The sequence below is a fragment of the Pseudarthrobacter sp. MM222 genome (assembly GCF_947090775.1).
GTDB lineage: Bacteria > Actinomycetota > Actinomycetes > Actinomycetales > Micrococcaceae > Arthrobacter.
The window spans coordinates 2,829,073-2,849,102 of sequence record NZ_OX352321.1; the positions used below are offsets into that span (position 1 = coordinate 2,829,073).

The 20,030-nt window shown below is 66.4% G+C and carries 18 protein-coding genes and 1 tRNA gene; 16 read left to right on the forward strand and 3 right to left on the reverse strand.

What is annotated here, in order from left to right:
* The first annotated feature begins 27 nt into the window (after positions 1 to 27).
* Positions 28 to 558 carry a hypothetical protein gene (locus OM977_RS12865; protein WP_264354335.1) on the forward strand — a complete coding sequence of 177 codons (531 nt, stop codon included), beginning with the start codon at positions 28 to 30 and terminating at the stop codon, positions 556 to 558.
* Here OM977_RS12865 and OM977_RS12870 read toward each other — a convergent pair.
* Positions 555 to 725: a hypothetical protein gene (locus tag OM977_RS12870; RefSeq protein ID WP_264354336.1), complete on the reverse strand. Its 171-nt coding sequence runs from the start codon at positions 723 to 725 to the stop codon at positions 555 to 557. The genes OM977_RS12865 and OM977_RS12870 overlap by 4 nt on opposite strands.
* Before the next feature lie 177 nt (positions 726 to 902).
* Between OM977_RS12870 and OM977_RS12875 the strand changes: the two genes are divergently transcribed.
* Entirely contained in the window at positions 903 to 1,832 is a 930-nt protein-coding gene (locus tag OM977_RS12875) for an SRPBCC family protein (RefSeq protein ID WP_264354337.1), read from the forward strand.
* 85 nt (positions 1,833 to 1,917) lie between these two features.
* On the opposite strand, the gene OM977_RS12880 is transcribed toward OM977_RS12875, so the two are convergent.
* Positions 1,918 to 2,400, reverse strand: coding sequence for a MarR family winged helix-turn-helix transcriptional regulator (locus OM977_RS12880; RefSeq protein ID WP_264357409.1), 483 nt, complete (start codon positions 2,398 to 2,400; stop codon positions 1,918 to 1,920).
* A gap of 96 nt (positions 2,401 to 2,496) precedes the next feature.
* On the opposite strand from OM977_RS12880, the gene bcp reads away from it, so the two are divergent.
* The 6 genes from bcp (at position 2,497) to OM977_RS12910 (ending at position 10,852) form a co-directional block, all read left to right on the forward strand.
* Positions 2,497 to 2,970, forward strand: a complete 474-nt coding sequence (gene bcp, locus OM977_RS12885) for a thioredoxin-dependent thiol peroxidase (RefSeq protein ID WP_264354338.1) — start codon at positions 2,497 to 2,499, stop codon at positions 2,968 to 2,970.
* Positions 2,971 to 3,060: 90 nt separating this feature from the next.
* A tRNA-Leu gene (locus tag OM977_RS12890) sits at positions 3,061 to 3,142 on the forward strand.
* 202 nt (positions 3,143 to 3,344) lie between these two features.
* Positions 3,345 to 4,022 carry a fasciclin domain-containing protein gene (locus OM977_RS12895; protein WP_264354339.1) on the forward strand — a complete coding sequence of 226 codons (678 nt, stop codon included), beginning with the start codon at positions 3,345 to 3,347 and terminating at the stop codon, positions 4,020 to 4,022.
* Positions 4,023 to 4,288: 266 nt separating this feature from the next.
* Positions 4,289 to 5,962, forward strand: a complete 1,674-nt coding sequence (locus OM977_RS12900) for an ABC transporter substrate-binding protein (protein ID WP_264357410.1) — start codon at positions 4,289 to 4,291, stop codon at positions 5,960 to 5,962.
* Positions 5,963 to 6,040: 78 nt separating this feature from the next.
* Positions 6,041 to 7,546: a malate:quinone oxidoreductase gene (locus OM977_RS12905; RefSeq protein WP_264354340.1), complete on the forward strand. Its 1,506-nt coding sequence runs from the start codon at positions 6,041 to 6,043 to the stop codon at positions 7,544 to 7,546.
* Positions 7,547 to 7,627: 81 nt separating this feature from the next.
* Positions 7,628 to 10,852, forward strand: coding sequence for an efflux RND transporter permease subunit (locus OM977_RS12910; protein ID WP_264354341.1), 3,225 nt, complete (start codon positions 7,628 to 7,630; stop codon positions 10,850 to 10,852).
* On the opposite strand, the gene OM977_RS12915 is transcribed toward OM977_RS12910, so the two are convergent.
* A complete protein-coding gene (locus tag OM977_RS12915; RefSeq protein ID WP_264354342.1) occupies positions 10,849 to 11,913 on the reverse strand; it encodes a LacI family DNA-binding transcriptional regulator in 1,065 nt (354 codons plus the stop codon). The two genes, OM977_RS12910 and OM977_RS12915, sit on opposite strands and share 4 nt — an antisense overlap.
* A gap of 193 nt (positions 11,914 to 12,106) precedes the next feature.
* On the opposite strand from OM977_RS12915, the gene OM977_RS12920 reads away from it, so the two are divergent.
* The 8 genes from OM977_RS12920 (at position 12,107) to OM977_RS12955 (ending at position 20,028) form a co-directional block, all read left to right on the forward strand.
* The gene (locus tag OM977_RS12920; protein ID WP_442960730.1) at positions 12,107 to 12,967 is read left to right on the forward strand and encodes an ABC transporter substrate-binding protein; all 861 of its coding nucleotides are present in this window, start codon (positions 12,107 to 12,109) and stop codon (positions 12,965 to 12,967) included.
* 80 nt (positions 12,968 to 13,047) lie between these two features.
* Positions 13,048 to 13,836, forward strand: a complete 789-nt coding sequence (locus OM977_RS12925; RefSeq protein ID WP_264354343.1) for an amino acid ABC transporter permease — start codon at positions 13,048 to 13,050, stop codon at positions 13,834 to 13,836.
* A complete protein-coding gene (locus tag OM977_RS12930; protein ID WP_264354344.1) occupies positions 13,833 to 14,603 on the forward strand; it encodes an amino acid ABC transporter ATP-binding protein in 771 nt (256 codons plus the stop codon). The genes OM977_RS12925 and OM977_RS12930 overlap by 4 nt, the downstream gene beginning before the upstream one ends.
* On the forward strand, positions 14,603 to 15,646 hold the full coding sequence (locus OM977_RS12935) for a Gfo/Idh/MocA family protein (protein ID WP_264354345.1): 1,044 nt from the start codon (positions 14,603 to 14,605) through the stop codon (positions 15,644 to 15,646). The genes OM977_RS12930 and OM977_RS12935 overlap by 1 nt, the downstream gene beginning before the upstream one ends.
* A 41-nt stretch (positions 15,647 to 15,687) precedes the next feature.
* Positions 15,688 to 16,809, forward strand: coding sequence for an NAD(P)/FAD-dependent oxidoreductase (locus OM977_RS12940; RefSeq protein ID WP_264354346.1), 1,122 nt, complete (start codon positions 15,688 to 15,690; stop codon positions 16,807 to 16,809).
* Between the two features lie 238 nt (positions 16,810 to 17,047).
* Entirely contained in the window at positions 17,048 to 18,166 is a 1,119-nt protein-coding gene (locus tag OM977_RS12945) for an LLM class flavin-dependent oxidoreductase (RefSeq protein ID WP_264354347.1), read from the forward strand.
* Positions 18,166 to 18,627, forward strand: coding sequence for a MarR family winged helix-turn-helix transcriptional regulator (locus OM977_RS12950; protein WP_264354348.1), 462 nt, complete (start codon positions 18,166 to 18,168; stop codon positions 18,625 to 18,627). Before OM977_RS12945 ends, OM977_RS12950 begins: the two co-directional genes overlap by 1 nt.
* A gap of 225 nt (positions 18,628 to 18,852) precedes the next feature.
* Entirely contained in the window at positions 18,853 to 20,028 is a 1,176-nt protein-coding gene (locus tag OM977_RS12955; protein ID WP_264354349.1) for a glutamate--cysteine ligase 2, read from the forward strand.
* Positions 20,029 to 20,030: the final 2 nt, after the last annotated feature.

Below are 20,030 nucleotides of genomic sequence, written 5' to 3' on the forward strand. Positions count from 1 at the left end.
CGCGGAACCGCGGCCTAGGCTGGTGCCGTGACTCCGTCCCCGTTCCCCGCGCCCGCAGCTTCCGTCCAGGCCGCCTGGTGGGAGGTCCTCGCCGCCCTGGGTCCGCTCGCCGTCGTGGTTGCCGCGGTCATCGGTGCGGCGATCAGCTGGCGCACGCTGCGGCAGCGGACCATCGCCGACGCGAACGCCCTGCTGCAAAAGTCGGACGCCGACGACCGTTCTGAATGGTGGAAGCGGACACAGTGGGCCCTGGACCACGCCCTGCGGGACGATCAGCATTCCAAGTCCCTTGGCCTGGCCACCCTTGCGGTACTGGCCCAGAGCGGGCTGGCCCGGGACGAGGAGCTCGAACTTCTCGATCTCGCTTGGCAGTCCGTCGAGGACGCCGGACGGAACAGGGCATATGCGCCTTCGGCCCGCCCGGCGTCCGGGGCCGGCGAGCAGGCCGCTGATCGGCGTTTACAGGTGGCGGCGGCCAGGTTGCGGGTCGCCCTCGATGGCCGCCTCGGACGCGGGACGCCGCCCGAGGCCGCGGCCCTTGCCAAGGAAAGCTTCTAACGTCCCCGGCTGCGGGTCACGGTTGCTCGGCCGACCCGCCGGGCTGTCGGCCGGAGGCGGCCCGGGATCGGTAGCTCAAGCTGGATGGGACGGTCACCGATTGGCTCGTCGAGCAGCTCGTTGATGGAGCGCTGCCCTTCCAGCTCCAGAGGCGTCGGCGAGTCCATGAAACGACCCTATCGGGAGCGCCCCCCGGCCGGGACTGGACACGCGGGACACGCTGGGCGGAGCCGCCGTCAGATCATTGTCCGTTCTGGTTCCGCATCGATCAGGCAGTTATAGTAAGCCTACTGACGAATTAGAACTGTACGTCAGGACATTGATCGACTCAAAGGAGAGACATTGTGAGCACCAAGGTTGAAAAACGCATCCTCGTTAACGTGCCCGTCAGTACGGCATACAACCAGTGGACACAGTTCGAGGAGTTCCCGCATTTCATGGGTGGGGTCAAGAGCGTCAAGCAACTCAGTGACGACCGCCTTGAGTGGGTTGCCGAAATCGCCGGCGTCCGGCGGCAGTGGGAGGCCAGGATCCTTGAGCAGACCCCAGACCGGAAGGTGGCCTGGGCGGCGACCTCCGGGGCCACCAACGCAGGTTCGGTAACCTTCGAGGATCTCGGCGGCGCGCAAACCTCCATCGCACTGAGCCTCGAGTATGAGCCCGAGGGCCTCGTGGAAAGTGTCGGCGACAAACTCAACGTTGTCGAGCGGCAGGCTGAAAAGGACCTCGAACGGTTCAAGGAGTTCATTGAGGATGAGGGCTACGCTTCAGGCGCCTGGCGGGGAAATGTAGGTGCCGAGGGATCGGCGGGCACGCCCGGAGTCGACGACGCCGCCGCCTCCCGCGGTGATTCCGGCAAGGCCGGGGTGTCAGGAAAGGTCGCTGCCGGAGTTGGCTTGGCCGCAGCCGCGGCAGTCGGTGTGGCGGCCGCACGCGGCAAGGAGAGCGACGACACGGTCCGCGTCGAGGACGTGGGAGCGGCGCCCCGGACGGGCGCCGTGAGTTCGGAGCAGTTGCCACCGACAGGCACCTCTGGAAGTGTCTTCCCGGCGGCCGGGACGGCCTCGGGGTCAGGCGTCGGCACGGCCGAACCGCTGACCGACCGCGCGGCCACGCATCCCTTTGACCAGACCAACGGCCTGGTGGACGCGGCAGGGGATTCTGACGGAACTGCAGCCAGCGACACCCGCAGCGCCGCTGAACGCGAACACAAGTCGGACAAGGGCCCGGGAACGATCCCGCCAAACCTGGCAGCCGGTAATACCGGGCAATAGGGCATCAGCCTTCAGGCCATCGGGCGCCCTCCGCTTCCCCACGCTGCTGCGAACAGACGGGGCGGGCGGGGGGCGTTCCTCTGCGTCAGCTGATTTGGGTGGCCTCGACGCCTATGGCCGGATCAGCGGCCGCGACCATGGCCTTGGCTTCGGGAGAGGAAATGCGCGTGGCCAGCTCTTTGACGACCGCCTGCAGTTCCTGCCGGAGGACGTCGGGGTCAATCGAGGCTGCGGCAAGCACGGAACGCTCCATGTCCGCGGCAGCACCAACGGCCTCGCGTCCGCGGTCCGTCAGGGTGACTACATGGCTGCGCCGGTCGGACGTGCTGCGCTCCCGGGAGATGTGTCCGTGCGCTTCCAGACGGCTGAGCGTCTTCCCCATTGTTTGGGCTTGCACACGAACCAGTTGCGCCAGTTGGGCCTGCGTCATGGGTCCGTTGGCGGAGAGCACTTCCATGGCGATGACCCCGGCGTGCGTCAGCCCGATGGCCCCCAGTTTTTCATTCCAGGAGTGTTCAACAAGGCGTGCAGCCGTGGACAATAGGCGCCCAGTGGGCCAGCGATCCATATCAGGCATACCAATGAGTATAGCGAGCGCCGGATTCGTCGCCCGCACCAAGGCTCATTAGGCTGGGATACCCCACCCTGCGAAGGAGAACATATCTTGCCTGAACGACTCATTCCCGGAGCCCCGGCGCCGGACTTCACCCTTAAGAATTCTGCCGGGGAGGACATCAGCCTGCGGGACTTCCGGGGCCGCAGCACGGTGATCTACTTCTACCCGGCAGCATCCACCCCGGGCTGCACGAAGCAGGCCTGCGACTTCAGGGACTCCCTCGCGTCCCTGAAGCACGCCGGCTACGAGGTGGTGGGGATCTCCCCCGACGCCGTAGGCAAGCTTGCGAAATTCGCCGCCGCCGAGGGCCTTAACTTCCCCCTGCTCTCCGACGAGGACCACGCCGTGGCCGAGGCGTACGCCGCCTGGGGCGAGAAGAAGAACTACGGCCGCAGCTACGAAGGACTCATCCGGTCCACGATCGTCGTCGACGGGGAGGGCGTGGTGACCGCGGCGCAGTACAACGTCCGCGCCACCGGCCACGTTGCCAAGCTCCGCCGGGACCTGAAAGTGGACGTCTAGGCCCCACCGGGCCCCGGCAGGGCAGTCAAAATGTACAATGGAGGCTGGCATCCGCTGCCGATGGTCCTCGCACCAGGACAGCGGCGCCGAGCGCGAGTGGTGAAATTGGCAGACACGCAGGATTTAGGTTCCTGTGCCTTCGGGCGTGGGGGTTCAAGTCCCCCCTTGCGCACACATGTAGAGCCCCGGTCTTCGGACCGGGGCTCTTTTGCTTGGCCGAAAAAAACATTTTCAATCCGCACCCATCCGATTCCTCCGACCCCGCGAATACCCATTGAGACACCAACCAAGGGTCGGTGCCCAACCAGTCGGAAAAGGGCCAAAGCGGAAAACTCCGCCGCAGGCAACGCTCGGCACAATAAGGAGAAACCAAAATGCAGACCATCAAGCGCACCACTTTCGCCGTTGCAGGTATCGCTGCTGCAGCAATGCTCAGCCTCACTGCCTGTGGCGGTTCCAGCACCACGGCTTCCACCTCCTCGGCTCCGGCTTCGACGCCGTCGGCCTCCAGCATGGCGCCGTCGCCGTCCATGAGCTCCTCCGCTGCAGCAATGGACCCGGCCGCCGACCTCGTCGGCGCCGGCTGCGCGGCCTACGCCGCCCAGGTCCCCAGTGGTGCCGGCTCCGTTTCCGGCATGGCTCTGGACCCGGTAGCCGTGGCCGCCTCGAACAACCCGATCCTCACCACCCTGACCGCGGCCGTGTCCGGCAAGCTCAACCCCAAGGTCAACCTGGTGGACACCCTGAACGGCAGTGAGTTCACGGTCTTCGCCCCGGTCGATGACGCCTTCAAGAAGATCGACGCCGCCACGATCGAAACGCTGAAGACGGACGATGCCCTGCTCAGCAAGATCCTGACCTACCACGTCGTTCCCGGCCAGATCACCCCGGACAAGATCGTCGGTACGCACAAGACGGTCCAGGGCGGTTCCGTGACGGTCACCGGCACCAAGGACGCCCTCAAGGTGGACGATGCCAGCGTCATCTGCGGCGGTGTGAAGACGGCCAACGCCACTGTTTACATGGTCGACTCGGTTCTGATGCCCAAGTAAGCAGCACTAAGCGCTCCTGCTGCGGCTCCAGCCTGACTCCCTGGACCAACTAGGAGAAACGAAGGCCCGCACCGAGAGGTGCGGGCCTTCTTTTGCGGCAGGGCTCTTGCGCCCGGCCTTTTTGCGCCCCTTCATTACTCCCCCCTTCTTTGCTCCGGGGCCGTCCGACAGCTGAGGTACCCGGCCGTCAATTAGACTGGGGCTGGTCCGCAGCCGGCGGGCCATCCACTTTCCCCCGAGGTGATTCACGAGTGCCCAGCAGTCCAGTGGCCAGCAGTGCCTGGCGCCGCATTTCAGCCGGTATCGGGGCTGTCCTGCTCCTGCTTCCGCTCGCCTCCTGCACCGGCGCCCCGACGCCCGGCCCGGCCCCGACGACGGCAGCAACAGCCACCGCCAGCGCCGACCCCACTGCCGTGTTCACGTTCGGCACGGCCTCGCAGCCCCTCGGCCTCGATCCGGCCCTCGTATCGGACGTTGAGTCCTACCGGATCACCCGGCAGGTTTTGGAGGGACTGGTCGGCGTCGACCAGACAACGGGCCAGCCCACGCCGCTGCTCGCCACCGAATGGCAAGCCGCCAATGACGGCCGGGCCTACACGTTCAAGCTCCGGGACAAGGTGACCTTTCACGACGGATCCGCGTTCGACGCAGCAGCCGTCTGCAGCAACTTCGACCGCTGGTTCAATTTCCCCGAGGCGCTCCGTCAGCAGGCCACCGGCACCAGCTTCAAGGGCGTCTTCAAGGCGCATGCCGACCAGGCCGCGCTCTCGATCTACAAGGGCTGTACCGCGCTGGCGCAGGACAACGTCCGGATCGAGCTCACCCAGCCCTTCACCGGCTTTTTGCAGGCCCTCACCCTGCCGGCCTTCGCCATGTCCTCGCCGCAGGCGCTCACCACACAAAGCGCCGACGTCCTGAACCAGAACCGCGACGGCCAGGCTGTGTCCGCCTATGGGCTGCACCCGGTGGGAACAGGTCCCTACGTCTTCAGCTCCTGGAACGACGGTGACGTCACGCTGTCGAGCAACAAGGACTACTGGGCCGAGAAGGGACAGATCGGCACCATCCATTTCGTCACCTACGATCAGCCGCAGACACGGATGCAGGCCCTGCTGGACGGCAAGATCGATGGCTACGACACCGTCACGGTGGGCAACTTCGACCAACTGGTCAAGCGCGGCCAGCAGATCATCCAGCGGGACCCGTTCTCCGTGATGTACCTGGGCATGAACCAGGAAGTCCCCATCCTGCAGAACCTCAAGGTGCGGCAGGCGATCGAGATGGCCCTGGACAAGGACACTCTGATCCGCCGGTTCTTCATCGACAACACCGCCCAGGCCACCCAGTTCGTTCCGCCCAAGCTCAGTGGCTTCAACACCAATGCCCCATCCCTGGGCCATGACCCCGAGAAGGCCAAGGCGCTGCTCACCGAGGCCGGCTATCTGGGCGAGGAACTGAAGTTCTACTACCCCCTGAACGTCAGCCGTCCCTACCTCCCGACGCCGGAAAAGGTCTACGCGGAGATCAGCCGGCAACTGATCGCCGTCGGGCTGAACATCAAGCCGGTGCCGGTGGACTGGTCCGAGGGGTATCTGCAGAAGGTCACCTCCCCCGGCGACCATGCCCTCCATCTGCTGGGCTGGAACGGTTCCTACGCGGACCCGGACAACTTCGTGGGTCCGCTCTTCGGGGAAAAGACCGGCGAATTTGGCTATCAGGATCCCCAGGTCTTCTCCAAGATTGCCCGGGCGCGCGGCCTGGCCGACGGCAAGGAACGCACCGAGCAATACCAGACCATCAATGCGCAGATCGCGGTGACCGTTCCCGCCGTCCCGATTGCCTTTCCGATCTCCGCGCTGGCACTTTCCGACCGCGTTCTCAAGTACCCGGCATCGCCGGTCCTCAATGAAGTTTTCACCAAGGTGGAACTAAAGCCTTGACGGACGGACCCAATTTCAGTTAGTAGGCACTGCGGGATATTCTGTGACAGCCAGACCCGCTGCTATCGGAGACTGATTGTGACTTTCATTTCCAAGACCCAACATGCCGACGTCGTCCTGATTGGCGGCGGCATCATGAGCGCCACGCTGGGCGCTTTCCTGAAGCAGCTCGAGCCGGACTGGACCATCTCCTTGTTCGAGAAGCTGGACGAACCGGGTCTGGAAAGCTCCGGGCCGTGGAACAACGCCGGAACCGGGCACGCCGCCCTGTGTGAGCTCAACTACTCCCCCGCAGCCAAAGACGGCTCGGTGGATCCCGGCAAGGCGCTTCTCATCAACGAGCAGTTCCAGCTCTCCCGCCAGTTCTGGTCCCATCTGGTCAGCAACGGGATGATCGGCTCGCCCAAGGGCTTCATCAACACGGTCCCGCACATGAGCTTCGTGATCGGCGATGCCAACGCCAAGTTCCTGCGCAACCGCTACGAGGCGCTCAAACCGAACCCGCTGTTCCGCTCCATGGAGTACTCCGAGGACCACGCCCAGATCGCCAAGTGGGCCCCCCTGATCGTCAAGGGCCGCGACCCGAAACAGCGCATCGCGGCAACCCGGGCGGCGGAAGGGACCGACGTCGACTTCGGCGCCCTGACCCGTGAGCTGACCGGGTATCTGGGCAAGAACGGCGTGGAAATCAACTACGGCCACGACGTCTCCGGAATCAAGCGCGCCTCCGACGGCGGATGGGACCTTGCGCTCAAGCACCCGCGTTCCGGTGAGCACGGCTCGATCCACGCGAAGTTCGTCTTCGTGGGGGCCGGCGGCGGCGCACTGCACCTGCTGCAGGCCTCCGGCATCCCGGAAAGCAAGGGTTTCGGCGGTTTCCCCGTGTCCGGACAGTTCTTCCGCTGCACCGACGAGAACCTGGCGGCCCAGCACAGCGCCAAGGTCTACGGCCAGGCGTCCGTCGGAGCCCCGCCGATGTCCGTTCCCCACCTCGACACCCGCTACGTCAACGGCAAGCGTTCCCTGCTGTTCGGCCCGTACGCCGGCTTCTCCACGAACTTCCTCAAGAACGGCTCGTACCTGGACCTGCCGCTGTCCATCCGGCCCTCCAACATCATTCCGATGCTGGCGGTCGCCAAGGACAACATGGACCTCACCGCGTACCTGGTGAAGGAAGTCGCCAAGCGCCACGGCGCCAAGGTCGAGGCGCTGCGCGAGTACTACCCGGAAGCAAAAGACGGCGACTGGGAACTCATCACGGCCGGCCAGCGTGTTCAGATCATCAAAAAGGATCCGAAGAAGGGGGGCGTGCTGCAGTTCGGCACCGAGGTCATCGCCGGACGCGACGGGAGCATCGGCGCCCTGCTCGGAGCATCCCCGGGCGCATCGACCGCAGTGCCGATCATGATCGAGCTGCTCCAGAAGTCCTTCCCGAAGAACTTCAAGGGCTGGCAGTCCAAGTTCAAGGAGATGATGCCCGGCTACGGCGTCAAGCTCAACGAGAACCCTGAGCTCGCCGCCCGGCTGGAAGCCGAGACGGCCAAGGCCCTGCAGCTCGAACCGGTCAGCGCCGCCCGAAGCTGACGCACACTCCGGGTCGCGGCACGCCAGCGCTTTGATCTCCCCCTTCGAAGTACCTCCGTCGACCCACCAGGAGACCATGAGATGTTCCGGCTCGCAACGCTATCCCTGGCCAACCGGGCGCTGATCGCGCTGATCACCGTGTTCGCGTCGGTCTTCGGCGTGATCACGATGACCTCGCTCAAGCAGGAGCTCATCCCGTCCATCGAGTTTCCGCAGATCACGGTCATCACCTCGATGCCGGGGGCGTCGCCGGAAGTCGTTGACAAACAGGTCAGCGCTCCGCTGGAGACGGCGCTCAACGGCGTCGAGGGCCTGGAGTCGACGTCGTCCACCTCGCGGAACGGCGTCTCCCAGATCAGCATGGTGTTCACGTACGGTTCGAACCTCGACCGTGCCCGGAACCAGATCGACCGGGCCATCTCCAACGCCAAACGCTCGCTGCCGGACGACGTCCAGCCGCAGGCCATCGCCGGCAGCATCAGCGATTTCCCGATCGTGTTCCTGGCCGTCTCCTCCGACAAGCCGCTCAGCGAACTGAACGCCGACCTCGCCCGGCTCAGCGTGCCCCGGCTGCAGAAGCTCGACGGCGTGCGCGCCGCCGAGGTGACCGGCGGCGCGACCCAGCACATCAGGATCCTCCCCCGCGCCGATGCAATGGCCGCGTCCGGGGCGACCCTGGCGTCGATCGGCAATGCGCTCCGGAACAACGGGGCCTTGGTCCCGGCCGGAACCATCGAGGAACAGGGCAAGACCCTGTCGCTTCAGATCGGCAGTCCGGTGGACTCGCTCGACGCGGTCAAGGCCCTCCCGCTGGGCGGCACCAAAAGCGCCGCCACCATCGGCAGCGTGGCGGACGTCAGCATTACCGAGGACGCCCGTACCTCGATCACCCGCACCAACGGCAAGGAAACCCTCGCCCTGTCCGTCACCAAGAAGCCCGAGGGCGACACAGTGGGCATCTCCCATGCGGTGAAGGACTCCATCCCCCAGCTTGAGGCCGAACTCGGCTCCAACGCCACGTTCACGCCGATCTTCGACCAGGCGCCGTTCATCGAAAAATCGATCAAGGACCTCACCACCGAGGGCCTGCTGGGGCTCGGCTTCGCCGTCGCGGTGATCCTGCTGTTCCTGATGTCGGTCCGCTCCACCCTGGTGACCGCGGTGTCCATCCCGCTGTCCCTGCTGATCACGTTTATCGGTCTCTCGGCCACCGGCTACTCGCTGAACATCCTGACCCTCGGAGCGCTCACGATCGCGATCGGCCGGGTCGTTGACGACTCGATCGTGGTGATCGAGAACATCAAGCGCCACCTCAGCTACGGCGAGCAGAAGATCACCGCCATCCTGACTTCCGTCCGGGAGGTCGCCGGAGCCATCACGGCGTCCACCCTGACCACCGTGGCCGTCTTCCTGCCGATCGCCTTCGTCGCCGGCCTCGCCGGGGAACTCTTCCGCCCCTTCGCGCTCACCGTGACTATCGCGCTGCTGTCCTCGCTGCTGGTCTCGCTCACTATCGTCCCGGTCCTGGCGTACTGGTTCCTGCGGAACCCGGCCGAAAAGGCGGGTGCCGAGGGATTCTCCGCGCGGGAGATTGCGGCCAAGGCCCACGAGGCCGAGCAGCGCACGCTGCTGCAGCGCGGCTACCTTCCCGTCCTCAGCAAGACCCAGAAGCACCCGGTGGTCACGCTGATCGCCGCCGTGCTGGTGCTTGGGGGCACCGCCGCGATGACCCCGCTGCTGGCCACGGACCTGCTGGGACGCTCCGGCGAGAACAGCATGACCGTCCGGCAGGCCCTGCCGGCCGGCACCAGCCTGGCCGAGGCCAGTGCCGCAGCGGTCGAAGTCGAGACCGTGCTGCGGGACATTGACGGCATCAAGGACGTCCAGGTCACCACCGGAAACGCCCAGGGCGGTTTCTCGGCGCTGCTCTCCGCTGGCGCCTCGAATTCCAGCTTCACGGTAGTCACCGAGGAAAAGGCCAACCAGGCCAGGCTCCAGGACACCGTCCGCCGTGAGCTCGCCAAGGTCCCCGACGCCGGGAAGATCACCGTCGGCTCCCAGCAGGGCGGGTTCGGGACGTCCTCGACCGTCGACATCACGCTCAAGGCCGCGACCACTTCCGACCTCCGGGCGGCCAGCGATGCGCTGGTCCAGGCCCTCGACGGGGTCCCCGGCAGCAGCGAGGTCACCACCAACCTGGCTGCCAGCCAGCCGGTCGTCCAGGTGAAGGTGGACCGCGCCAAGGCGGTCGCCGCGGGCCTGACCGAGGAACAGGTGGCCGGCGTGCTCGCCACCACCATCAGCCCGATCCCGGCCGGGACCGTCCGCATCGACACCAATGATTTCCCGGTCCGGATCGGCGAAGGCACCCGCTTCACCAGCATCGGTGCGGTCCGGAACATCCCGCTGCCCACCGCGGCCGGAGCGGTGCCGCTGAGCAGCATCGCCGCCGTGGAGCAGGTCGATGTTCCCGTGTCCATCACCGCCAGCAACGGCCAGCGGACCGCGCGTGTCTCTGTCACGCCGTCGGGCTCCAACCTCGGCGCGGTGAGCACCGAAGTCCAGGCCCGGCTGAAAACCGTCGAACTGCCGCCCGGCGTCACGGCCACGATCGGCGGCGCGACGACGCAGCAGGCGGAGTCCTTCGCCCAGCTGGGCCTGGCACTGCTAGCGGCCATTGCGATTGTCTACGTGATCATGGTGGCCGCGTTCAAGTCCCTCGTGCAGCCGCTGATCCTGCTGGTCTCCGTCCCGTTCGCCGCCACCGGGGCCATCGCCCTGCTGCTGGTGACCGGGGTGCCGCTGGGCCTGCCGTCGCTGATCGGCATGCTGATGCTCGTGGGCATCGTGGTGACCAACGCGATTGTCCTGATCGATCTCATCAACCAGTACCGCCAGCCGCGGAACGGCGAGCCGGGGATGAGCGTGGCCGAGGCCATCACCCATGGTGCCCGGCAGCGGCTCCGGCCGATCCTGATGACCGCCCTGGCCACCGTGTTCGCGCTGACGCCGATGGCGCTGGGCCTGACCGGCGGTGGCGGCTTCATCTCACAGCCGCTCGCGATTGTGGTGATCGGCGGGCTGATGTCCTCCACCGCCCTGACGCTGGTGCTGGTGCCCGTGCTCTACCGGCTGGTGGAAGGCCGGCGGGAGAAGCGGGCGCTGCTGAAGGCGGCTGCCGCGCCGCCCGTCCCGGCCGCCGCCTCCCGTGGCCGGCGGGCCAAGGCCACTCCGCACGACGCGGAACCCGGCGCTGACCGGGACGCCGAATCCGAGGAGCTCCCCCTCCCGACCGGCTCGCACTAGCTGCGAGGCGCGCTCACCGAGCCCCGCCGGATCAGCGTGGCGGTGAATTCCGGTGCCGCCGACGCTTTCCGGCCCTCGATCTGCCGGATCAGCGCCGCCGCGGCAGCGACGCCCATGTCATAGACAGGCTGCGCGATGACGGTCAGTGGGGGCGTGGTAAGTCGGGTCCAGGCAAAGTCGTCGTACATCAGGAACGAGACATCCTCCGGGATCGACAGCCCCAGCTCTTGGATCGCCTCCACGACGCTGAGCCCTATCAGGCCGTCCGAGGCGATGATCGCCGTCGACGGGTCCGGGCGCTGCAACAGCTCCCGGGTAATCTTCTTGATCGACTCGGCATCGCCGGCATTGAGCCGGACCAGATCGTTCGGCCGGTCCAGTCCTGCCTCCGCGAAGGCCCTTTCCAGACCGTCCCGGCGGTCCGCGATCTGCGAGGACTCCAGCGGCATGCCGTCGCGGTAGTTGTCCTCCGTCTTGAGCGTGGAGATGAACGCGATCCGCCGGTGCCCGGACTCGATGAGGTAGCTGGTGGATTCGTAGGAAATCCCCTCCATGTCGACGGCCACGGTATCCACAGCCAGGCCCGGCGCCTTGCGGTCCAGCAGCACCAGCGGGCGGCCGGACTCGTGGACATGGCGTAGGTGTGCGGTCTCCACGGACGAGGCGGGCGCCACGATCAGGCCGTCCACACGCTTGTCCAGGAGGACCCGGACGGCGTCGACCTCCGCGGCCGTGTCCTCGTCTGTGTTGATCAGGATGACATTGAAGCCGCTCTTCTTGGCCGTGTCCGTGATGCCCCGCGTGGCCAGACCGAAATGCGGGTTCTCGATGTCGCCGACCACCACGCCGATGGTGTTCGACTTTCCCGTATTCATGCTGCGCGCAAGCTCGTTGGGCCGGTACTGAAGCTCCTCGGCGGCAGCCAGCACGCGTTCCCGCACGTCATCGCTGACGGCTCCGTAATTGCCCAGGGCGCGGGCGGCCTGGGCTTTGGAAACCTGGGCGGCTTTGGCGACGTCGGCGACAGTGATGTCGCGTCGCCTGGAGGCATCGCTGTTCATTACGACCTTTCTTAGCGGACCCTTGACGCCCGATGTGGCTTCGATTACATTTCTATCCATCGGTGTGAGTCCGGTCTCAATCCTAAGGACTGAGACCGGACTCGGCAAGAGTCACATCGACGGTTCTCCAGATTGGGCGGTATCACCGGCCACCTGCCCCTCTTCGTCCCTCCTCGATTGGAATAACGCTGTGATTACACGAAACAAGCTGCGCCCCGGGGTGCTCGTCGCCGCTGCCGTTGCCGCCGTCCTAACTTTGTCCGGCTGCGGCGGCACGTCCTCCGCCTCGTCCTCACCGGCGGAGAATCCCTATGGCCTCATCGAGCCCGGAACGATCCGCGTTGCCAGCCTCGGCGACTCCAAGCCGTACACCTTCGCTGACGCCGCGGGGAACTTCACCGGATTCGACGTGGAGCTCTTCAAGGACGTCGCCCACCGCGCCGGTGTGGACAAGGTCGTCTTCACCGGCCAGGACTTCTCCGGTCTGCTCGCCGCCGTCGCCAACGGCCAGTTCGACGCCGGCGTCGCCGCTATCGGCATCACGGACAAGCGCAAACAGACGGTCGACTTCTCCGAGGGCTACCTGGCCGGCTACCTGACCGTCATCACCACCAAGACCTCCGGCATCGCCGACGCCGACGGGCTCGGCGGAAAGCGGCTCGGCGTCGTGCAGGGCACGCTGCAGGAGGCCTACGCGGTCAAGAACTTCACCTCGGCAAGCCTGGTGCGCTTTCCCGACAACAACACCGCCATCTCCGCCGTCAACAGCGGCTCCGTGGACGCGCATTTCCTGGATTACGAGGCCGCCAAGGCCTACCAGGACCAGTACGGACTGGTGAGCGCCGCCGACATCCCGTCCTTCGATGCTCCGGCCGGGTTCGCCGTTGCCAAGGGCAAGACCGCCTTCCGGGAAGCCCTCAACAAGGGACTGGCCGCAGCCATGGAAGACGGCACCTGGAAGAAGCTCTACGAGAAGTGGTTCCCCGGATCCCCGATGCCCGAGCAGTACCTGCCTAAGGCCGAGCAGACGGCAACCCCGGCGCCCAGCAAGTAAGCCTTCCGGCTTCCGGCCGGGCGGACCACCTCGCGCGGTCCGCCCGGCGTTCCACCAGCTAACTACGTCTGAGAGCAACCATGGACTGGTTTACCACCCTCATCCGCACTTTCTTCGACTTCGGCGCAATGGCCGAAGTCCTGCCCCAACTCCTGGGCGTTGGCCTGCTCAACACCCTCATCATCTCCGTGGCCGCCACAATCATCGGCGTAGCCCTTGGCATGGTTGTCGCGATCATGGGGATCTCCCCCTCCAAATGGCTGCGCATCCCGGCCCGGATCTACACGGACCTATTCCGCGGACTCCCTGCCATCCTCACCATCCTGCTGATCGGCCAGGGCTTCGCCCGGTTGAGCCAGTCGATCTTCGGGCCTTCGCCCTACCCGCTCGGAATCATCGCCCTGAGCCTGATCGCCAGCGCCTATATCGGCGAGATCTTCCGGGCGGGCATCCTTAGCGTGGACAAGGGCCAGGGCGAAGCGTGCCGCGCCCTGGGCATGAGCTATGCCAAGTCCATGGCCCTGGTGGTAGTTCCGCAGGGCATCCGGCGGGTCCTCCCGGCTCTGGTCAACCAGTTCATCGCCATCGTCAAAGACTCCTCGCTGGTCTACTTCCTGGGCCTGCTGGTCTCCGAGCGCGAACTCTTCCGCGTGGGCCAGGACGCGGCGGTCCTCTCCGGCAACCTCTCCCCGCTGGTCCTGGCCGGCATCTTCTACCTCGTCATCACCGTGCCGCTGACTCACCTTGTAAATCATTTCGACAACCGCTTCCGTACCGGCAAGCGGCGCCCCTCGGCCCCCAGCAGCGGCCTGAACGAAGTCAAGGAACTCGACGCGGCATCGCCGCTGACCACCGGGAGCAACACATGAGCACCAACGCCGGCACCAGCACCGCCGACATCCAGACCTTCAACGGTTCCAGCCTGGAGCTGAAGAACCTCACCATGGCCTTCGGTGACGTCGAAGTGCTCCGCAAGGTCAGCGTCACCGTTGCACCGGGGACCACCACCTGCATCATCGGGCCCTCAGGGTCGGGAAAGTCCACCCTGCTGCGCGGCGTCAACAGGCTCCACGAGCCCAAGAGCGGCAACGTGATCCTGGCCGGGGAAAGCGCCCTACAGGTCAAGCCGGACGTCCTTCGGCGTCGGATCGGCATGGTCTTCCAGCACTTCAACCTCTTTCCGGACCACACGGCACTGGAAAACGTCGCCCTCGCCCTGTGGAGCGTCAAAGGCATGCCAAAGGCCGAAGCCACGGAACGCGCCCGGCGACGGCTCGCGGAGGTGGGCCTCGCAGAACGGGCAGACCACCGCCCGCGTGACCTCTCCGGCGGACAGCAGCAGCGCGTAGCCATCGCCCGTGCCCTTGCCATGGAACCCGAGGTCATGCTCTTCGACGAAGCCACAAGCGCCCTGGACCCCGAACTGGTCAAGGGCGTCCTGAACCTGATGGCATCGCTCGCCAAGCGGGGCATGACTATGGTGGTCGTCACCCACGAGATGGGCTTCGCCCGCCGCGTCGCAGACCAGGTGGTGTTCATGGACGAAGGCGAGGTCGTGGAAGCCGGGTCCCCGGCAGACCTCTTCGACAACCCCCGCAGCGAACGCCTCCAGCGTTTCCTCTCCGAGGTGCTCTGATGCAGACTGCTTCAGAGGCCCCCATCCGTACCGCAATCGTGGGCTTCGGAATCTCGGGCCGGGTCTTCCACGCCCCGCTGATCGAGGCGGACCCTGCCTACTCCCTCGATGTGATTGTGACGGCGGATCCGGAACGTGCCGCCGCCGCGGCGTCCCGGCATCCGCGGGCCCGCATCGTCCCGACGCCGGAAGTCCTGTTCGGACTGGCCGGCGACCTGGACCTTGTGGTCCTGGGAACGCCGCCGGCAACGCACTTCGGCCTTGCCGCGGCGGCAATCGCCTGTGGCCTGCACGTGGTGGTGGACAAGCCGTTCGTGGCCACCTCGGCCGAAGGGCAGGAGCTGATCTCGCTGGCAGCCGACGCCGGCGTGCAGCTGACGGTCTTCCAGAACCGCCGCTGGGACGCCGACTTTCTGACCCTCGAGAAACTCCTCGATGACGGCGCCCTGGGCGAGGTCACGAGCTTTGAATCACGCTTTGAATGGTGGCGGCCCGAGGGGTTCGGCAATTGGCGCGATACCGCCACCGTTGCGGACGGAGGTGGCATCCTCCACGACCTCGGCGCCCACCTGATCGACCAGGCCGTCCGGCTATTCGGACCGGTGGCCGGTACCTACGGAGAAACCGCACGGCGTGATCCGGCCAGTGGGGCCGCAGATCAGGAGGCCTTCGTTTCCCTGCTCCACGAGTCCGGGGTGCGGTCCCGGCTGTGGATGAACGGTGCGGCCGCCCAGGTGGGGCGAAGATTCCATGTCCTGGGCTCGGACGCCGGCTACACCAAATGGGGCCTGGACTTCCAGGAGCCTGCCCTCGCAGCCGGAATGCTGCCCACCGATCCCGGCTACGGCCTCGAACCGGAAACTGCGTGGGGCGAACTGGGCATCGACGGCGCCACCACTCCCGTCCCGGCCCAACGTGGCAGCTACCCGCAGTTCTACCAGCTCCTCTCCGAGGCCCTCCGCGGTCGTGGGCCATTGCCCGTAGACCCCGCGGAAGCCCTCAACGTCCTGAAAATCATCGAAGAAATCCACGCCGGCGCCTGACGTCTTCGTCCCCGAGCCCCGCCCCCAGAAAGAGAGTTTCTATGTCCTCCGAAGTTTCCGTTCCGCGCGTTGCCGTCATCGGCGGCGGTATCCTTGGCGTTTCCACGGCCGTCCATCTGCTGCGCGCAGGCGCGTCCGTGCTGCTGCTCACCGAGCGCGGCCTGGCCAGCGAGGCCAGCGGCCGCTCCCTGTCCTGGCTGAATTCGGCAGGTGAACGGTCCACGCCCTACCACCAGCTCCGGATCGCCGGAGTGGACCGCTACCGGACCCTGTTCGCCTCGGACCCGGCCAGGGACTGGCTCCGGTTCGATGGCGGCCTCATGTGGAATGCCGCCGGGCAGGCCGACGCCACGGAGGCCCGTTCCGCCTACGAGCGGAACAGGGCCTACGACTCCAGGCTGCTCACCGCGGACCGCATCGCGGCGGCCACGCCCGGCGTGGACGCCACAGCCGTCCCGGAAAATGCGGTCTTCAACCCGGGCGAGGGCTGGGTCAGCCTCCCGGACCTGGTCGATTTCCTGATGGCAGAATTTCACAGCCTCGGCGGCGAACTCGTCCTGAATGCCGGCAAAGCCTCCGTCGTGGTTACGGACGGACGGGCCACGGGCGTCGAGCTCGGCTCGGGGGCCGTCCACGACGCCGACGCCGTCCTGGTTGCCTGCGGCGCCGCAACGCCGGCTGTCGTGGCACCTCTGGGGGTCGAGATCCCCAACGGCTCGCCCGTGTCCATGCTGGTGATCACCAAACCCCTCGAGCACGACCTCGAAGCCGTGCTGAACACGCCGCGGGCGGCTATGCGGCCCAACCCGGGAAACACGCTTGCCCTGGATCACGACTGGTACGAGGCCGACATCACCGGGCACGCGGATGGAACATTCTCGATCCCCGATGAGGTTGTCCAGGAGCTGGCTGACGAGGCCTCAAAGCTTCTCGCCGGCAACCCGGAGCTTAAGCCCGCCTCCTGGAAGATCGGCCACAAGCCCATCCCCGGGGACGGCGAGCCTGTCCTGGGCGAGCTGGAGAAGGTCCCCGGATGCTTTGTCGCCTTCACACATTCCGGCGCAACGCTCGGACTCATCGCGGGCGAGCTGCTGGCCGGGGAGATACTGACCGGCAACAAACACCCGATGCTGGCCACCTTCCGACCCGAGCGGTTCGCCTAACCCAGAGCCGGGAGGCCGGGAGGGACCGGGGCAGCGGCCGCCGCTGGCCCCGGGAGGGACCGGGGCAGCGGCCGCCGCTGGCCCCTCCCGGGCCCCTGGAGGACGACACCGGCCACCCGTGGCAACGGCGGGAATATTCAACCGGAGCGGGCGTTATACCGATCGATAGATGCAAACGCATATAAATCGGCTATAGTAGTAACAGCTCCCGGATCCCCCGGCCACGGAAAGGCACACCATGCAGATCGGCGTATTCAGCGTCAGCGACATCACTACCGACCCCACCACGGGCCGCACCCCGACCGAACACGAGCGCATCAAGGCATCCGTGGCGATCGCCAAAAAGGTCGAGGAAATCGGCATGGATGTCTACGCCATCGGCGAGCACCATAACCGCCCGTTCTTCTCGTCCTCCCCCACCACCACGCTCGCGTACATCGCGGCCCAGACCGAGCGCATCATCCTGTCGACGGCGACGACGCTGATCACCACTAATGACCCGGTGAAAATCGCCGAGGACTTCGCGATGCTCCAGCACCTAGCCGACGGCCGCGTGGACCTGGTCCTGGGCCGTGGCAACACCGCCCCCGTCTACCCCTGGTTCGGCAAGAACATCCAGGACGGCGTTGAGCTTGCCATCGAGAACTACAGCCTGCTCCGCCGGCTCTGGGACGAGGACACCGTCAACTGGTCCGGCAAGTTCCGCACGCCGCTGCAGAACTTTACCTCGACGCCGCGCCCGCTCGACGGCGTCGCCCCCTTCGTGTGGCACGGCTCCATCCGCACGCCCCAGATCGCGGAGGTGGCTGCCTACTACGGCGACGGCTTCTTCGCGAACAACATCTTCTGGCCCAAAGAGCACTACCAGCAGCTGATCAATCTCTACCGCGAACGCTATGAGCACTACGGGCACGGCAAGGCAGACCAGGCAATCGTCGGCCTCGGCGGACAGTTCTTCATGCGGAAAAACTCCCAGGACGCCGTCAAGGAGTTCCGCCCCTACTTCGACAACGCCCCGGTCTACGGCCACGGCCCCTCGCTGGAGGACTTCACCTCGCAGACCCCGCTGACCGTCGGCAGCCCGCAGGAAGTCATCGAAAAGACCCTCACCTTCCGCGAGTACTTCGGCGACTACCAGCGCCAGCTCTTCCTGATCGACCATGCCGGCCTGCCGCTGAAGACCGTGTTGGAACAGCTGGACCTGTTCGGCGAAGAGGTGCTGCCGGTCCTTCGGAAGGAATACGCCGCCCTCACCCCGGCCCACGTCCCGGAGCCGCCCACCCACGCCGGACGCGTCGCAGCGTCCCTGGCGGCAGCAGGCCAGCCCGCCGGCGAACCCGCAGATCAGGAAGCGTAATGTCCGCCAGGGCCACAGAATCACCGGTGCGCCTGGCCGCGGAGACCTGGGAATCCCTGTTCCGCGCCCAGGTGGCCGTGATGCGCCGGCTGCAGGCGGGCCCCGCGTTCAAGAGCCTCGCCGTCAACGAGTATGACGTACTGTTCACACTGTCCCGTTGCCCGTCCGGGTGGCTGCGCCAGAACGAGCTCAACGACCACGTGCTGCTGAGCCAGTCCAGCCTGAGCCGGCTTGTCGAACGGCTCGAAAAGCGCGGCTACGTGGAACGGACGCCCGCCCCGAACGACGGGCGGGGGGTGCTGATCAAGCTCACGGAGGCCGGCTGGGAACTCCAGAAGCAGATCGGCCGGGAACATGTCCGCGACATCGCCGCACTCGTGGGGCCGGCCCTCAGCAGGGCCGAACAGCAGGAGCTGCTGCGGCTGACCGAAAAGCTGCGCGCCTCGGTGGCCGCACGCTGAGGCCCACGCTGAGGCGCACGCGGAGTCCCTGGCGCTTGGACCGCTTTCCGCATCGCTCTTCCCGGGCCCTGCCTTCGTGGGTAATCTGAGGTAGTCAGCAGCCTGACCAATTCCAGCGGGCCGGTGATTGTGGCTCATGCAAGAGGGCTGTTCTGCTTTGCGGCAGCCGGTCCATGCACCATTGGCCGGAGGCCTTTCCCCAGAGGAAGTGCCTTGGATTTTTCAATGAACAGACCGGAAACCCGTCCGGACGGCAGGCTTCAACGAACCTTCGGCGTTGAAGAGGAATTCCTACTCGTCGACCCCGTAACGGGGCGGCCGGCCCCCGTCGCAGAACTGTCCCTGCGGCACGGGGCGAGCAGCCCAGAGCCAGGCGCGGGCCCGTCGCTGACCCCGGAGGTCAAGCAGGAGCAGCTTGAAGCAGTCAGCCCTGTTTGCTCCACCTTGCAGGAACTGGCGGCGGCCATCCGCGAGGGCCGGGCCCTGGCTGACAAAGCTGCCCGGACGGCGGGCGCCAGGGCGGTGGCGCTGGCCACCAGCCCCATTGCGGCAACTCCAACACTCCTACCGGAGCCGCGCTACCTGGAGATGGCAGCCCGGTTTGGGCTGACACTTAAGGAGCAGCTAACTTGCGGCTTCCATGTCCACGTCAGCGTTATCTCCGGGGAGGAAGGCGTAGCGGTCCTGGACCGGATCCGCGTCTGGTTGCCGGTTCTGCTGGCGCTGAGCGCGAACTCCCCGTTCTGGCAGGGATGCGACAGCGGTTACGCGAGCTTCCGCTATCAGGCGTGGAACCGATGGCCGACGGCGGGACCTAGCGAACGGTTCGGATCGGAACGGGAGTACCGCCGTTACGTTGAGTTGCTGCTGGCTACCGGCGTACTCCTTGACGAGGGCATGGTGTACTTTGACGCACGCCTCTCCCGCAATCATCCGACGGTTGAGGTGCGCATCGCCGACGTCTGCATGGACCCCGACGACGCCACGGCCATTGCCGCCATTGTGCGGGCACTCGTGGAACGGGCGGCCCAGGACTGGAGGGTGGGCATTCCGGCGCCCCGCCTCTCCGCCGCGCAACTGCGCCTGGCGGCGTGGAAGGCCAGCGAGTCCGGCGTGGACGGCACGCTTCTGCATCCCCTCCTGAACCTGCCGTGCCCGGCCGCCGAAGCGGTGCAGGCCCTCCTGACGCATGTCCGCCCGGCCCTCGCCAGCACCGGCGACGAGGAGCAGGTGACCCTGGAACTCGCCCGGATTCTCTCCTGCGGCACAGGCTCCAGAAGGCAACGCGAGACCATGATGAACAGCCAGAGCCTGGCCGCGGTGGTGCTGGACGCCGTCGACCGCACCCGCGGCACAGCCCAAGCTCCGCACCGCCGGTCCCGGCGGCTGCAAGCCACCTGACG

Excerpts from the sequence above, each read along its gene's own strand:
- OM977_RS12870 (WP_264354336.1), bottom strand. The coding sequence starts at position 725 with ATGGACTCGCCGACGCCTCTGGAGCTGGAAGGGCAGCGCTCCATCAAC.
- OM977_RS12880 (WP_264357409.1), bottom strand. The coding sequence starts at position 2,400 with ATGGATCGCTGGCCCACTGGGCGCCTATTGTCCACGGCTGCACGCCTT.
- OM977_RS12895 (WP_264354339.1), top strand. The coding sequence starts at position 3,345 with ATGCAGACCATCAAGCGCACCACTTTCGCCGTTGCAGGTATCGCTGCT.
- OM977_RS12910 (WP_264354341.1), top strand. The coding sequence starts at position 7,628 with ATGTTCCGGCTCGCAACGCTATCCCTGGCCAACCGGGCGCTGATCGCG.
- OM977_RS12915 (WP_264354342.1), bottom strand. The coding sequence starts at position 11,913 with ATGAACAGCGATGCCTCCAGGCGACGCGACATCACTGTCGCCGACGTC.
- OM977_RS12925 (WP_264354343.1), top strand. The coding sequence starts at position 13,048 with ATGGACTGGTTTACCACCCTCATCCGCACTTTCTTCGACTTCGGCGCA.
- OM977_RS12930 (WP_264354344.1), top strand. The coding sequence starts at position 13,833 with ATGAGCACCAACGCCGGCACCAGCACCGCCGACATCCAGACCTTCAAC.
- OM977_RS12935 (WP_264354345.1), top strand. The coding sequence starts at position 14,603 with ATGCAGACTGCTTCAGAGGCCCCCATCCGTACCGCAATCGTGGGCTTC.
- OM977_RS12940 (WP_264354346.1), top strand. The coding sequence starts at position 15,688 with ATGTCCTCCGAAGTTTCCGTTCCGCGCGTTGCCGTCATCGGCGGCGGT.
- OM977_RS12945 (WP_264354347.1), top strand. The coding sequence starts at position 17,048 with ATGCAGATCGGCGTATTCAGCGTCAGCGACATCACTACCGACCCCACC.
- OM977_RS12950 (WP_264354348.1), top strand. The coding sequence starts at position 18,166 with ATGTCCGCCAGGGCCACAGAATCACCGGTGCGCCTGGCCGCGGAGACC.
- OM977_RS12955 (WP_264354349.1), top strand. The coding sequence starts at position 18,853 with ATGAACAGACCGGAAACCCGTCCGGACGGCAGGCTTCAACGAACCTTC.